Raw genomic sequence first — 14,378 nt, 5'->3', positions numbered from 1 at the left:
CAGCGTATCGGTCCGGGGTGACTCTGCCTCGGATCGATTGCTGCCTCCGACATGATCCGGCTGCGCTGCGATCAAGCCTGTGTCAACGGCCGATGCAGCCTCGCTCCAGGCGTGCACGCAATGCGCTGGACATATCTCATTTGATAAACCATCTCAAATGAGTATAAATCCTATTCCAGAATCAATTTCCATTGCGTATGATACGGATTCTCAATAACAGCAAAATCAAATGAGTGTTCGCATGACCGCCCCCATCTCCCTGTGTACACAAACCTCCGTGACGCCGCGCATGCCTTCGACCCTGCGCCCCCTGGCGCTCGCAGTGCACATGCTGGCAGCCGGTATCGCCATCACTGCGCCCTCCTTGCAGGCGGCGGAACAGACTGAGCAGACGGAGACTGGAAGCTCTGTGACCTTGGCCCTATCGCGATCACTGAGACGGCCATTCGCGAACGCAGTGCCGTCACCGAAGACACCAACTCTTACACGACTGAGGCTGCACGCACGGCCACGCCGTTGAGCATGTCGCTGCGGGAGACGCCGCAGTCGGTCAGCGTCATCACCCAGCAACGCATACAGGACCAGGATCTGCATACGATCCTCGACGTGGTCAACAATGCCACCGGTGTGTCGGTCAACCGCTACGAGACCAGCCGGGCGCAGTTCAACGCCCGAGGGTTTGAGCTCAACTCGCTGATGATCGATGGCGTGCCCACCATCTACGAGCAGCCATGGAGTTCGGGGGAAATTTTCAGCAGCCTGGCCATGTATGACCGCGTCGAAGTAGTACGCGGCGCCAACGGTCTGATGACCGGTGCCGGCGATCCATCCGCCTCCATCAACATGGTGCGCAAGCGCGCCAACAGTAAAGACCTGAAGGGATCTGTAGAACTGAGCGCCGGCACCTGGGACACCTACGGCGTCGAGGCTGATGTGTCCACGGCGCTGAACGAGGAAGGCACCGTTCGCGCGCGGCTGGTCGGGGAGACCAACGAGGGCGACACGTGGATCGATATGAACTCGAACAAGCGCCAGACCCTCTACGGCACGATGGATATCGACCTGACGCCCGACACCACGCTCTGGTTCGGCTTGAGCCGGCAAGAAAGCAACGCCGACTCGCCGATGTGGGGAGGCCTGCCAGTCTGGTACGCAGACGGCGGCCGCACCAACTGGAGCCGCTCGAAGTCGACCTCCGCCAAATGGAGCAAGTGGGACACGACCTACGAGACCTACTTCGTCAATCTTGATCACACCTTTGCCAACGACTGGCAAGTCAATCTGAGCTACAACCGTGGCGAACGCACCGGCGACTCTTCCCTGCTGTACCTGTCCGGCAATCCAGGCAGGAACGGCAGCTCCGCGATGTCTTCGTTCCCGGCGACCTACAAGACCGAGACCACCCAGGACGACTACGGCATCCGCTTCAATGGCCCGTTCTCGTTCCTTGGGCGCGAGCACGAATTGGCCTTCGGCTATGTGGACAGCAAGCAGAAGTTCGACACCGATTCACTCGACGCGCAAACAGGCTTTGGCGGTGTCGCCGATTTCGATTCCTACAACGGTAATTTCGCAGAACCGGTATGGGGCCCAAGGACCGACTACGGTTACAGCGAGACCCGCCAGAAGGGCCTGTACGCGGCAACCCGCCTGAACGTGACCGACGATTTGAAAGTGATCCTTGGCGCGCGTGAAAGCTGGTACGAGAAGACCAGTGATGACGTCTTCTCGGAAGTGAGCAAGATCGATGTCGATCATGAGCTGACACCCTATGCAGGTATTGTCTACGACCTCACCGACAACCTTTCGGCTTATGCCAGCTACACAGAAATTTTCCTGCCGCAATCGGTACGCGACCGCAGTGGCCAGACATTGGAACCGATCGTTGGCGAGAGCACTGAATTAGGCCTGAAGGGTGAGTACTTCGGTGGCCGCTTGAACGCCTCCGCAGCGGTTTTCCAGATCAAACAAGACAATCTGGGCCAGAACACCGGCGCGCTGATCGATCCTTCAAACCCGGTCGGCGGCTTCGCCTACGAGGCGAGTGAAGGCGCGACCAGCAAGGGTTTCGAGCTGGAAGTTTCCGGCGAGCTCGCAACGGACTGGAATGCATCGATGGGTTACACCCAGTTCACGGCCGAAGATGCCAACGGCGACGACGTCAACACGTTGTACCCGACCAAGTTGCTGCGCACCTTTACCACCTACCGCCTGCCAGGGGCTTTCAACAAGCTGACCATCGGCGGCGGGGTTAACTGGCAGGATTCGATCTACACCTACGCCGTCAACCCGGCCGGCAATTCCGAGAAGATCCAGCAGGATGCCTATGCCCTGGTCAACCTGATGGCTCGCTACGAGTTCACCGAAAACCTCTCGGGCCAGGTGAATGCCAACAACGTCACCGACGAGAAGTACTTCGACATCTTCGATGCCTACGGCGCCCTGACATACGGTGCACCGCGTAGCATTACGGCTTCGGCGAAATACCGCTTCTAAGGCACCCGATCGGGTGGCGCTGCACTCTGCTGACACAACACCGGCCTTGCGCCGGTGTTGTGCTTTTTGACGACAGACAAACACGAAAGCGTCCTCGCCTCATGTCGAATAAATAGCCCATTCTCTCGTTCACCTGCGCCTGACTTCCGCACTCATTGACCGCTGTGTATCATCAGTCCCGGGCCGATGCTGCCCGCCGCTCGCTCCCGAAGGGAAAGGTGAAAGCATTGCTTCTCCCCCAAATCCTGTCGTATCTCTTGAGAGCCGAGGTTTGGCAACGCGAGCACCAGAATGCCTTGGCTACAGGAGGAACGATGTTTTCAATCGAACAAGCCAAGCAGATGGCCAAGAGGCTGCGAGCCTCGCTTGAGGCGCGCAATCAAGCGACGTCTCACTCAACCGCGCTTGAGCTGGTCGCGCATCAAATGGGTTACAAGGACTGGAACACAGCGTCTGCGACGCTTCCCCAAGAACCTGATCAACCCGCCATTACCTTCGACAGAGCCATCCCGATACTGCGGATGTTTGACGAAACCAAGGCGCGCGAGTTCTACCTTGATTTTCTAGGCTTCAGCGTCGAATTCGAGCACCGCTTCGAAGCAGATCTGCCGCTGTACCTGGGCATCAGCCGAAACGGTCTGCAGCTCCATCTTTCCGAACATCATGGCGATGCGAGCCCGGGATCGACGATATTTGTCCCGATGCACAACATCGAACTGTTGCGCGACGAATTACAGGGCAAACGCTACGGATACGGACGGCCAGATATCGTTCAGCAAGGTTGGGGGCAAGTGTTGGAAGTCCATGACCCCTTCGGCAATCGCATTCGATTCTGCCAAAGCTGATCCTGCCTGGCGGGCTGGGGTGACCCAGCCCGTTTCCTTGATACGTGTCCTATCCTTCTAACCAACCCACCACGCCAGACGCCAACATGCCCGCCTCCGAATCCACCCTCCTCGACAGCTGGCACCACAACGCCCACGCCTGGATCGCAGCCATCCGCAGCGGCGCCATCGAAAGCCGCCTCACGGTGACCGACCAGGCCATCCTGCTGGCCGTGCTGGGCCGCCAACCCAAGCGCGTGCTCGACCTCGGATGCGGCGAGGGCTGGTTGCTGCGCGCGCTGGCTCAACGGGGCATCACGGCCGTCGGTGTGGATGGCGATGCGACGCTGGTCGACGCGGCGCGGGCGTCGGGGTCATCACAGGTGCATGTGGCGAGCTATGAAGAATTGGTGGAGGCCAAGGTGAACATCGGCCGCGACTACGACCTGATCTGCGCCAACTTCGCCCTGTTGCACCAGGACATCATTCCGCTGCTCGCCGCCATGAACGCCCTGCTCCGCCCTGGTGGTGCACTGGTGATCCAGACACTGCACCCGTGGGCTGTCGCGGCAGGCGACTATCAGGATGGCTGGCGGGAAGAAACCTTTGCCGGGTTCAAGGGCCAGTGGCAGCCCATGCCGTGGTACTTCCGCACCTTGTCCAGCTGGCTGAATGCGCTGGACATGGCCGGCTTTCGGCTGGCCGTCCTGCAAGAGCCGCAGCACCCGCAAAGTCCGGTGCCGCAGTCGTTGCTGTTGGTGGCCGAAAGCGGGCAAGGCGTTGTTCAGACGGTCGATTGAACAACCGCTGCCTGCCGCCCCTTGAACGCCAGCGCAAAGCAGAAAAAGATCGCCAGGGCGAACCCCGCCGGAAACAACCAGATGCTCTTCCAGTCATGGCTGCCCGTCAGCGCATAGTGGTCGGTCACCTGCCCCGCGACCCAGAAGCCGATCAGCATGCCCAGGCCATAGGTCGCCAAAGTAATGAGCCCTTGGGCCGAGCTTCTGAAACGCTCCGGTGCTTTGGCGTCGGTGTAGATCTGGCCGGACACGAAGAAGAAGTCGTAGCAGATACCGTGCAAGGCGATGCCGGTAAACAACATGAACGCCAGGTCGCCATTGTTACCGTAGGCGAACAGCAAGTAGCGCAAGGCCCACGCCAACATCCCCACCAAAAGCGCAATCTTGATCCCGAAGCGGTGAATGAACAGCGGCAGAAGCAGCATGAACAGCACTTCGGAAACCTGCCCGATGGCCATTTTCGCCGTCGGATTGGTCACGCCGATTTCCGCCAGAAACGGATTGGCATTCTGGTAATAAAACGCCAACGGAATGCAGATCAGAATGGAGGCGATGAAGAACACCAGGTAACTGCGGTCCTTCAGCAAACTCAACGCATCCAGCCCGAGCATTTGCTTGAGGCCGCTGCGGCCCACCTCCGGTTTCAGTGGCGCGGTGCGCGGCAAGGTGAAGCTGTAGAGGCCGAGCACCAGAGACGCAATCGCCGACATCAGAAAGGTGTTGCGCAGCCCGCCTGACGAAATCAGGGCCTGGGAGTCCCAGGCAAACACAAAGCTGATGACCACGCCGGCCACGATCCAGCCGATGGTGCCCCACACGCGGATGCGGGAAAACTCGAGGGCCGGGTCGCTCATCTGCCGGAACGCCACTGAATTCACCAGTGCCAGGGTCGGCATGTAGATCATCATGTACGCCAGCACGTAAGGGTAAAACGTACTGAAGTCCGGCGCTCGATACAGCTGATACAGCAACACGGCGCCCACCAGGTGCAGCACCGCAAGGATGCGTTCGGCATTGAAGAAGCGGTCGGCGATCAAGCCGATCACAAAGGGCGCGATGATCGCGCCCCAGGACTGGGTGGAGAACGCCATGCCGATCTGCCCGCCGCTGGCGCCCAGGTTACTGGCGAGGAACGTACCGAGGGTGACGAACCATCCGCCCCAGATAAAGAATTGCAGGAACATCATGGCGCTCAGGCGCGCGGTCATCGTGGACATAACAGTCACCGTCTTATTGTTTTTCTTGTTGGAGAGAGAAGCGAATAACTTTTTGATCAGGCCTCGGGCAACCCTAGCAATCGTCGATTGAAACCTGCGTCCGACTGCACGCTGGCGAAATCGTCGAAGGCCTTCTGCGTCTTGCTGATCATGTGCCGCTCGATGAACGCCGCCCCTTCTGCGGCACCCTGGGCGGAGTCCTTGAGGCAACACTCCCACTCAAGCACGGCCCAACCGCTGAAGTCGTATTGGGTCAGTTTGCTGAAGATCGATTTGAAGTCGATCTGGCCATCGCCCAGGGAACGGAAACGTCCCGGCCGCTCAACCCAGCCCTGGTAACCGCCGTAGACGCCCGAACGCGCATCGGGGCGGAACTCGGCGTCTTTGACGTGGAACATGCGGATGCGCGCGTGGTAGCGATCGATGAAGCCCAGGTAGTCCATTTGCTGGAGCAGCAGATGGCTGGGGTCATACAAAATCGCGGCGCGTGGATGGTGATCCACCGCTTCCAGAAAACGCTCGAACGAGGCGCCGTCGTGCAGGTCTTCACCGGGGTGGATTTCGTAGCACAGGTCGACACCGGCCTCCTCGAAGCAATCAAGAATCGGCAACCAGCGTTTGGCCAGTTCGGCAAAACCCTGTTCGACCAATCCGCTTGGGCGTTGCGGCCAGGGGTAGACATACGGCCACAGCAGCGCACCGGAAAAGGTTGCGTGGGCCTTCAGTCCCAAGCGCTGACTGGCCCGGGCTGCGAGCTTCAACTGCTCGATGGCCCATTCGGTGCGTGCTTGCGGCTGGCCGCGTAGATGCGCCGGGGCAAAGTCGTCGAACAGGGCGTCGAACGCCGGATGCACCGCCACCAGTTGGCCTTGCAGGTGCGTCGACAACTCGCTGATCTCGACGCCCGCTTTAGCGCAGACGGCCTTCAATTCGTCGCAGTATTCCTGGCTTTCAGCGGCGCGCGTCAGGTCGATGTATTGCGTGCCCAAGGTCGGCAACTGAATGGCCTTGTAGCCTTGCGACGCCGCCCACTGGGCAATATTGGCCAGGGTGTCGAAGGGCGCTTCGGCGGACATGAACTGCGCGAGGAAGATCCCCGGGCCGCGCAGGCCTGCTTGAGAAGTAGGGTTCACGGGCGAGTGCTCCGGGTTCATTGAGGGCAGACCAGTTCGGTCCATTTCGTGTCGCCACGATGACTGGCAATCACGGTTTCGATGAAGGCCATGCCGCGCAGCCCGACGTCGATGCCCGGCACGCCGGGGGCCACGTTGCCGTCGACGTTGCTGCGAATCGCCGTGGCGAAATCGCCGTAGAGGTTGGCCATGGCTTCCAGATAGCCTTCGGGATGTCCAGCCGGCAGACGCATGCGCCGGGTCGCGGCGTCGCACAACCAGGGTTGGCCGACACCGGAACGCAGCACGCGCATTGGTTGGTCAAGGGAACGATGGATCAGGCTCGACGGCTCTTCCTGGCGCCATTCCAGGCCGCCCTTGTCGCCGTAGACGTGGATTTTCAACGGGTTCTCTTCACCCGCGCAGACCTGGCTGGCAATCAACACACCACTCGCGCCGTCAGCCATCTTGAACAGCATCGCGGCATCGTCGTCCAGTTGCCGGCTGGCAACGTGGGTATTCAACATCGCGCACAGGTGCTGGATGGGCTGGTCCGCCACGAATTCGGCCAATGAAAAGGCATGGGTGCCGATATCGCCGATGCAGCCGCCCAACCCGGACTGCTCAGGCAGGTCGCGCCAGCCGGCCTGCTTGTTACCCTGCCCCGCCACATCCTCGCTCAGCCAGCCTTGGGGGTACTCGACAATCACCTTGCGCACGGAGCCGATCGCCCCGTCGCGAACCATCTGCCGCGCCTGCCAGACCATCGGATAGCCCAGGTACGTGTGGGCCAGGCCATAGAGGCGATCGCTGCGTTCAAGCACAGCCTTGAGCGGCAGCAACTCGGCCAGATTCAACGCCGCCGGTTTCTCACTGAACACATGAAATCCCGCACTCAGCGCCTGGCTGGCAATCGGCGCGTGCAGGTGATTGGGGGTGACAATGATCAGCAGCTCCATGCGCTGATCGACCGGCAGCGCGCGCTCGGCCTCCAGCATCTGCCGCCAGTCGCTGTAGCAACGCGAAGCGCACAATCCCAGCGCGGCGCCGGTGTCCTGATTGTTGCGGGCGTCGCGACTGAACGCGCCACACACCAACTCAAAACGGCCATCGAGTCCGGCGGCCTGACGGTGGGCCTGACCGATGAAGGCGCCCTCCCCACCACCGACAAAACCCATTCTTATTTTTTTCATCGCAATGCTTCTCTATTTGAGGCGGTTTCCGGCGGCTTTTCAGGAATGCACCCGAAAGCCGATGTAACCGGTTACATCGCGACGGAAATCTAGGCCCTGTTTGACGAGGTGTCAAACCCCAGATGAATCTCCAGGAAAATTTCAGGGGTGGGCTTACCTGCGTTAAGCTCGCCCCTGCACAGTTCGATAACGAGGTGGTCTTGTCCAATATCCGCGAAGTAGCCAGGCTGGCCGGCGTCTCCGTCGCCACGGTCTCCAGGACGCTGAAGTCGCCTGAACGCGTGCTCCCCGACACGCGCGACAAGGTCAACGCCGCGGTGGAAAAAGCCGGTTATCGACCGAACCAGATGGCGGTGCAATTTCGCTCGCGCAGAACCGGCAACCTGGTGATTCTGGTGCCGACCATCGCCAACACGTTTTTCGCCAAGGTGATCAGCGGCGCGCAGCAAGCCGCCCAGCTCGCCGGGTATCGGCTGTTGCTGTGCGACACCCAGGGCCGCGAGGAAGTGGAACGGGAGTTTGCCGAATTGGTCTACGCCCATCAGGCCGATGGCGTGATCCAGTTGCGCGCCTATGACCCTTTCGAAGCGCCCTTCCCCAGCGCCGATTTACCGCCGATCGTCAATGCCTGCGAGGTGATACAGGGCGGCCGTCATCCCACCATCAGCCTGGACAACCGCGCGGCTGCCAAGGCCATGACCGAACATTTGATCGAACTCGGCCACCGCCGGATCGGCCTGATCAAAGGCCCGAAAAGCAGCCCGCTGACCCGCGATCGCGTGGCCGGTTATCAGGACGCCTTGCAACAGGCCGGTATCACGTCGGATGCCGCGCTGATCTGCCATGGCGATTTCAGTTTGAAGGCCGGACATGACGGCGCCGCCGCGATGCTGGAATTGCCCGACCGTCCCACGGCGTTGTTTTGCGAAAACGATGAAATGGCCATCGGCGCGTTGAAACGCATCAAGCAACAAGGCCTGCGCGTTCCTGAGGACATTTCATTGGTGGGCTTCGACGACATCCCCTTCGCGGCGTACTGCGACCCGCCGCTGACGACCATCTCGCAACCCGCCGAAACATTCGGTCAGAAAGCCGTCGAGATGTTGATCGCGCTGATCGAGAAGAAACCGATCGAACAGCGGCATGTGGTGTTGCCGTTCAAGTTGACGTTGCGCAACAGCACCGCAGTTGTCAGGGCGCGCTAACGGATGACCAAAGTGACCGCACCCCGATACCAGCGTTAGAATCCGACGGTTGAGTTCATTCGTATGAGGAAGCGCCTGTCATGTCCAGTCTCGACAACTCCCTGCAAGACACCGCCGCGCCTGACGGCGTCTGTTACGGCTGCGGCAGCAGCAATCCGCACGGGCTGCACATCAAGAGCTTCTGGCATGCGGACGGCGTGCATGTCATGGCCGAGCACGTGCCTGATCCCATGTATTGCGGCTGGCCGGAGTTGGTGTACGGCGGGTTGATCGCGATGCTGGTGGACTGTCATTCCAACTGGACGGCGATGGCTTATCACTACCGTGAGGAAAACCGCGAAGTCGCCAGCCTGCCCCGGATCAACTGCGTCACCGGCAACCTTGGCATCAAGTTCATCAAACCGACGCCGATGGGTGTGCCATTGACCCTGCGTGCCAGAGTGGAAGGCGATGTCGGACGCAAAACCCGTGTCATCTGCGAGGTCTATGCCGGGGACGTACTCACGGCGGTTGGCGATTCCGTTTTTGTCCGCGTGGATACCGATCAATTGGCGGCGGCGGCGCACAGTCGGTAGGACCTACCCGAAAGCGGAATCGATCCTGCGTGTGGGTCGTGTAATTTACAAGGAGGTGTCATGAGCAACTTCCCCATCGTGGCCACGGTACTCGCGATGATATTGGGGCTCTCCGTCACTCGCCTGCTGATGGGTGCGCTGACGGTGTTCCGCATCCGCCGCGTCGCCGCGCCTGATTGGGTGGCGCTGGTCTGGGCGGTCATGCTTTTCACGTCCCAGCTGGATTTTTGGTGGGCGGTCAACGCGCTGCCGACGATCAAAGCGACCTTTTCGTTTGCCGAGTTTTTATTGCTGGTGCTCCTGGCGCTCTCGCTTTTTGTCTCTGCCGCGTTACTGCTGCCCAGTCGAAGTGAGGACGAGCAAAGCGGGCTTCGCGTTTACTTCGAACAGGATGGGCGCTACGCCCTTCTATCGTTTTCGACCTACCTCGTGCTCGGCCTCATCGTGAACGTCCTCTTCTTTCAGGTATCGCCGATGGCGCTTTGGGGGGCGCTGGATGTCGTCATGATTATTCTCCCGGTCTGCGCATTCAAGGCCAAATCGCGCAAAGCGTATTCGACGATTGCCCTGATTTATGTGCCCATCTCTGCCCTGGACGTCGCCATTACACTGACCAGCTAGGCGGGTCGTGGAAAGTGGCGCGGGTGGCCGCAACCCTGGAGGGTGAATAGACCATCTTCGCAGTTGGCGAGAGTCGGCATGGCAGCTGTCCCATCCAGTACAAGCGAAATCAAAAGGCAGCAATCGGCCAAGAGGGTTCACCTCGCCAGCCACCTCAGGGACGAGCTGGTTGGACGGCAACTGGCGAGGCGAACACATAGACAATAGCTTCCCTTGCTGAACAGCCCTCACGCCGCTCATCAAATACCCCTGCTCGTCCGCCGCCTCCCTCCGCAGCTTTCGTTTAGACGTAAGCTCAACTACGGTGATTCCAAGACCGCTGTCCAACCGAGGAGCCCAGTGCATGTCCAGAATCTTCTCTCTGATGCTCGCCGGCCTGGTTCTGTACACCAGCCAGGCGATGGCAGACACCCTCAAGATCGGCGTGATCGGCGCCGGCAAGGTCGGCGGTACGCTTGGCACGCTCTGGGTTAAGGCCGGGCACTCGGTGATGTTTTCATCACGCCACCCCGAGGCGCTGGCGGACCTGGTCAAGGAGGCCGGCCCCAACGCGCGGGCCGGCTCGGTCACCGAGGCCGCGGCCTGGGGTGATGTGATCGTGTTGAGTGTTCCCTATGGCGCCATGCCGGCGCTGTCCGAACAGTTGAAGGGCAAACTGGACGGCAAAGTGATATTCAGCACCAGTAATCCATTCGGCGGCCGTGACGCAGATGTCGGGCGCAAGGCGCTGGACATGGGCGTGGCCCTGGCGGATCAGCAGTATCTGCCCGGCGTGCACCTGGTGCGGGCGTTCAACGCCATTGGCTTCGCCTCAATGAAAGGCCTTTCCGGCAAAAACAAGGCGATTCCTGTTTTCGCCGATGATGCCCAGGCCCGGGATATCGGCGTCCGGTTAGTGCGTGATGCCGGGTTTGTACCGGTGCTGTTCCCGCTGGCGCGCGCCAATGAGGGGTTGCCGGGCGGCCCGCTCAGCGGCGTCTGGCGTGAGGCCGAACTCAAGCAACGACGGGGCGTCGGTGAGCTTTGTCTGAATGTAGAGGCGACCTGCGCTGAAGCTCGTTAGTGTTGAAATCGATAGAGGGTCAGGTCCAACACCGTCTAATCTCAATGAAGCACAACCCCACACGGCTCGCCTCTTGATACAGGGGAAACGGGATGGCCAATAGAACAGCGCGCCAATGCTCGTCATGGGTCATACCCTCCCTGCTCGCCATCAACCTGGCGCTGATCGCGGGATGTTCCGGCAAAGCGTCCACCGCTCGCTATGCAACTTCAAGCGTGGGCTCAGCCTGCTATGCAAAAGCGCTTCCCACCGCTGGCGAGGGTGGACTGGCTTGGGGCTCCACCTTGAGCATGGCGCGTAAAAAATCCATGGATAATTGCATCCGCTATGCCGGCCGATCCGGTGGCACGCCGACTACCTGCCAAGTGGTGTTGGCGGAGTGCAGACATTGAAACCTATGCAAAGCCGAGGAACGACAGGATAACCACGACGACCACCACTAACCCGACGATGTAGATGATGTTGTTCATGAAACCCACCTCTCAACCAGAATAGGACTGCGGCACGAAGGCTTACACCTACACGGTAGTGCAGCTTTGCTCGCAATGCCATTCAGCATGGGACGATCGAGCCTGACAGTTTCCCTTGCTCGCGGACTAGAGCCGAAAGTGCTGCTGCATGGCTTGGGAGAGCAAATCCACCGCTTCATCCCCATCTGAAGACGGCGATCGGACAAACACGACCTCATGCTCCGGTATGACGGGCAAACCGTCGAGAATCTGCATACTTTCCGTCACCCGGGCGCGGTCTATCAGACTGATCGCCAACCCGGCCTCCACGCAGGCGCTGACGGCCTGGTTGGACGGACTGTCCAGCACCACGCGCCACCGGCGGCCGCTTTGTTTGAGTGATGCCACCATGGCTTGCCGATAAGGGCATTGCGCCGCATGCACGGCCAGTGGCAGCGGATCCATCGAGGCCAGCGACTTGTTTGCCGGCCCCACCCAGATCGGCGTGGTGGCGACGAGAAATTGCGCCTGCATGGTCAGTTGCCCCCTGGCTTGGGCAATCACCGCGGCCTGAAGCTTTCCACGCTGGACCTGGTCACGCAGCGAATCACTGGGGGCTGTCTTCAACTCCAGCACCACGTTGGGCCAGGCAGCGGCGAATGTCGGCAGGATGTCGCGGATGACATGGGCGGCGTATTCGTCGGGGACACCCAGGGTAATGCGTCCTGCCAGGTGGTTTCCATGCAGGTCGGCCAGCACCCGGTCATGGGTGCTCAACAGTTCTGTCGTCGACAAAAGCAAACGCTTGCCCAGTGCGGTCAGGGAGACGGACTGATTATCGCGATTCAGCAAGCGCCCCCCGGCGACTGCCTCAAGCCGCTGGATATGCACGCTCACCGCCGCCGGGCTTTTATGCAGCTGCTCGGCCGCCGCACTGAATTTGCCAATCCGCGCCACCGCATGAAATGTACGTACCAGCTCGATATCGAGTATCGCCGTCATGATTTAATCTTCGTGAATGACTGCTGCACTTTATTTTGATTTATTAGATTAGGCCGATTTCGTAGCCTGTGGCAATGAACCAGCCCACACCGATCTCCTCTCAGCAGCAAGTCATCCCCACTGGCGCCAGAAGATGCCGCTGCCGCTGCTCGAGGCGGCTTTGATTCTGACCTGGAGTTCCGGATTCGTCGGCGCGCGATTCTCGATGGACTATGCGCCCCCCTTGTTGGTGGTGTTTTGGCGCTGCGTCGTGGTCACGCTGATCCTGTTTCCTTTCGTCGCCAGGCAGTTGCGGCAAACCTCCCCTGCCGTGTTGCTGAAAAACGCCGGCATCGGTCTTCTGGCCATGGCTGGCTATCTGGCCGGCGTCATACAAGGCATAGCCCTGGGCGTACCGGCGGGCCTTGCCGCGGTGTTCGCCAACCTGCTGCCGATGGCGGTCGCATTGCTGGCCGCTGGCGTGCTGGGGCAAAAACTGGCCTGGCAAGTCTGGGCAGGGCTGGGCATCGGCCTGGTTGGGGTTGTGGTGGTGACGCTTGGCGCGCTGGCCTGGGGTAGCGCGCCCCTCTGGGCGTATGGCCTGCCGGTGCTCGGTACGCTTTCGCTCGCCATCGCGACACTCTGGCAGAAGCATCTGCACGCCTCTGAATCGCTGGACCTGCTGCCCAACCTGTGGCTGCAATGTTGCGTGTCGAGTTTTGCATTCGCCTTGATCGAGGGCACGCAAGGTAGCCTGGCGCCGATACCCGGCATGGGGTTTGCGCTAAGCGTACTGTGGACGGTGGGATTGTCTACGTTAGGCGGCTACGGGCTTTATTGGGTCTGCCTGCGCCGGGCGACAGCCACACGAGTGGCCAGCGTCTTGTACCTGAGCCCGCCCGTCACGATGCTTTGGGCCTGGGCCATGTTCAACGAACCGTTGTCATGGCAAATGGTGTCAGGCATGGCAGTGTCCGGGGTCGGCATCTGGATGGTGGTTCGGTCGGAGGCTCGGCAGGCCCGGCGGTAAAGCTGATGGATGTTTCGGGGCAGAAGTTACTCTTGTCGACAGACTGCAATCGGCTGTGGATTCAACCGGTCGATGCAACACATCTAAATTCTGTGTAAGCAGAAGGAGTGTTGCAGATGGCCACGCTGGTTTACCAGCCCGGTATGACATGAAAACCCCGGTCTAGCGCTGGTTTTTAGATTATGTGCGCGACTCGGAAGGAATGAGGAGGACCAGATCAGTATCGCCTACGTCGACACCCGCTTGTGACAGCAAAGTAGTAACTTGGCCTCGGTGATGAGTCTGGTGGTTGAAGAAATGCATGACCAAACCATAAAAGCTCCTGTCAGCGGGGGTTCCTTTCATGCTTGTGTAATTGAGGGTGTAATCTAAATCCGCCTCTGTAATCGAGCGAGACCACTCGACAATCACCTGATCGAGCCAAACGCGATGTGCCGAAAGTTCTCGGATATTTGAGAGCAGTAACTGGTCGAGGCTTTTAGGGGCCGGGAGCTGTCGAATCGGCTCCAGAGCCAACTGATTCGCCGGGTGCCTGGCAAATCGCTTTAGCCAGATAGTGTCCCCGGCCACCAGGTGATTCAACGTCCCGAGAATAGAACCAAAGAATGCTTTCCTATCCACTGACAGCTCTTCATCTGTCAGACTTCTGGCCGCCTCATAAACCTTTGCGTTCATCCAATCGTTATAGATAGCCATCAGGCAGATATGGTCGGTGCGGCCCATCGTGTTCATCCTTTGAGTGAATACTAGACAAGCGTTCCACGCTCATCTGGGGCCATTCTAGAGCAAGGCTTTTTGAATCGCCCTTAATT

The 14,378-nt window shown here is 59.9% G+C and carries 14 protein-coding genes; 9 read left to right on the top strand and 5 right to left on the bottom strand.

What is annotated here, in order from left to right; genetic code table 11:
* Window positions 1-522: 522 nt before the first annotated feature.
* The 3 genes from HP062_RS01915 (at window position 523) to HP062_RS01905 (ending at window position 4,120) form a co-directional block, all read left to right on the top strand.
* Window positions 523-2,496: a TonB-dependent siderophore receptor gene (locus tag HP062_RS01915; RefSeq protein ID WP_256666067.1), complete on the top strand. Its 1,974-nt coding sequence runs from the start codon at window positions 523-525 to the stop codon at window positions 2,494-2,496.
* Between the two features lie 314 nt (window positions 2,497-2,810).
* Window positions 2,811-3,341: a glyoxalase superfamily protein gene (locus tag HP062_RS01910; RefSeq protein WP_154911630.1), complete on the top strand. Its 531-nt coding sequence runs from the start codon at window positions 2,811-2,813 to the stop codon at window positions 3,339-3,341.
* An 86-nt stretch (window positions 3,342-3,427) separates the two neighbouring features.
* Window positions 3,428-4,120 (top strand): bifunctional 2-polyprenyl-6-hydroxyphenol methylase/3-demethylubiquinol 3-O-methyltransferase UbiG, encoded by a 693-nt coding sequence (locus tag HP062_RS01905; protein ID WP_172790704.1) that lies wholly within the window; start codon window positions 3,428-3,430, stop codon window positions 4,118-4,120.
* Here HP062_RS01905 and HP062_RS01900 read toward each other — a convergent pair.
* From HP062_RS01900 to HP062_RS01890, 3 genes are read right to left on the bottom strand one after another with little or no spacing between them, the layout of a single operon-like run.
* Window positions 4,105-5,337, bottom strand: coding sequence for a nucleoside permease (locus HP062_RS01900; protein ID WP_077750373.1), 1,233 nt, complete (start codon window positions 5,335-5,337; stop codon window positions 4,105-4,107). The two genes, HP062_RS01905 and HP062_RS01900, sit on opposite strands and share 16 nt — an antisense overlap.
* A gap of 56 nt (window positions 5,338-5,393) precedes the next feature.
* On the bottom strand, window positions 5,394-6,491 hold the full coding sequence (locus HP062_RS01895) for a sugar phosphate isomerase/epimerase (protein WP_172792525.1): 1,098 nt from the start codon (window positions 6,489-6,491) through the stop codon (window positions 5,394-5,396).
* Window positions 6,488-7,642 carry a Gfo/Idh/MocA family protein gene (locus tag HP062_RS01890; RefSeq protein ID WP_172790703.1) on the bottom strand — a complete coding sequence of 385 codons (1,155 nt, stop codon included), beginning with the start codon at window positions 7,640-7,642 and terminating at the stop codon, window positions 6,488-6,490. The genes HP062_RS01895 and HP062_RS01890 overlap by 4 nt, the downstream gene beginning before the upstream one ends.
* A gap of 200 nt (window positions 7,643-7,842) precedes the next feature.
* On the opposite strand from HP062_RS01890, the gene HP062_RS01885 reads away from it, so the two are divergent.
* From HP062_RS01885 to HP062_RS30875, 5 genes are all read left to right on the top strand, one after another.
* Complete coding sequence (locus tag HP062_RS01885; RefSeq protein ID WP_077750370.1) at window positions 7,843-8,847, top strand: LacI family DNA-binding transcriptional regulator; 1,005 nt, start codon at window positions 7,843-7,845, stop codon at window positions 8,845-8,847.
* 80 nt (window positions 8,848-8,927) lie between these two features.
* Window positions 8,928-9,422, top strand: a complete 495-nt coding sequence (locus tag HP062_RS01880) for a PaaI family thioesterase (RefSeq protein ID WP_077750369.1) — start codon at window positions 8,928-8,930, stop codon at window positions 9,420-9,422.
* A gap of 60 nt (window positions 9,423-9,482) precedes the next feature.
* On the top strand, window positions 9,483-10,043 hold the full coding sequence (locus HP062_RS01875) for a hypothetical protein (RefSeq protein WP_172790702.1): 561 nt from the start codon (window positions 9,483-9,485) through the stop codon (window positions 10,041-10,043).
* A gap of 343 nt (window positions 10,044-10,386) precedes the next feature.
* On the top strand, window positions 10,387-11,106 hold the full coding sequence (locus HP062_RS01870; RefSeq protein ID WP_172790701.1) for an NADPH-dependent F420 reductase: 720 nt from the start codon (window positions 10,387-10,389) through the stop codon (window positions 11,104-11,106).
* Window positions 11,107-11,198: 92 nt separating this feature from the next.
* On the top strand, window positions 11,199-11,498 hold the full coding sequence (locus HP062_RS30875; RefSeq protein ID WP_077750366.1) for a hypothetical protein: 300 nt from the start codon (window positions 11,199-11,201) through the stop codon (window positions 11,496-11,498).
* Between the two features lie 204 nt (window positions 11,499-11,702).
* On the opposite strand, the gene HP062_RS01865 is transcribed toward HP062_RS30875, so the two are convergent.
* Window positions 11,703-12,557, bottom strand: coding sequence for a LysR family transcriptional regulator (locus tag HP062_RS01865; protein WP_145309523.1), 855 nt, complete (start codon window positions 12,555-12,557; stop codon window positions 11,703-11,705).
* Between the two features lie 133 nt (window positions 12,558-12,690).
* On the opposite strand from HP062_RS01865, the gene HP062_RS01860 reads away from it, so the two are divergent.
* Window positions 12,691-13,566 carry a DMT family transporter gene (locus HP062_RS01860; protein ID WP_172790700.1) on the top strand — a complete coding sequence of 292 codons (876 nt, stop codon included), beginning with the start codon at window positions 12,691-12,693 and terminating at the stop codon, window positions 13,564-13,566.
* 180 nt (window positions 13,567-13,746) lie between these two features.
* Here the strand turns inward: HP062_RS01860 and HP062_RS01855 are convergent, their stop codons facing one another.
* Window positions 13,747-14,289 (bottom strand): DinB family protein, encoded by a 543-nt coding sequence (locus tag HP062_RS01855; RefSeq protein WP_172790699.1) that lies wholly within the window; start codon window positions 14,287-14,289, stop codon window positions 13,747-13,749.
* Window positions 14,290-14,378: the final 89 nt, after the last annotated feature.

The organism is Pseudomonas sp. B14-6, assembly GCF_013260315.1.
GTDB lineage: Bacteria > Pseudomonadota > Gammaproteobacteria > Pseudomonadales > Pseudomonadaceae > Aquipseudomonas > Aquipseudomonas mandelii.
This window is presented reverse-complemented; position numbering and strand designations above follow the sequence as displayed.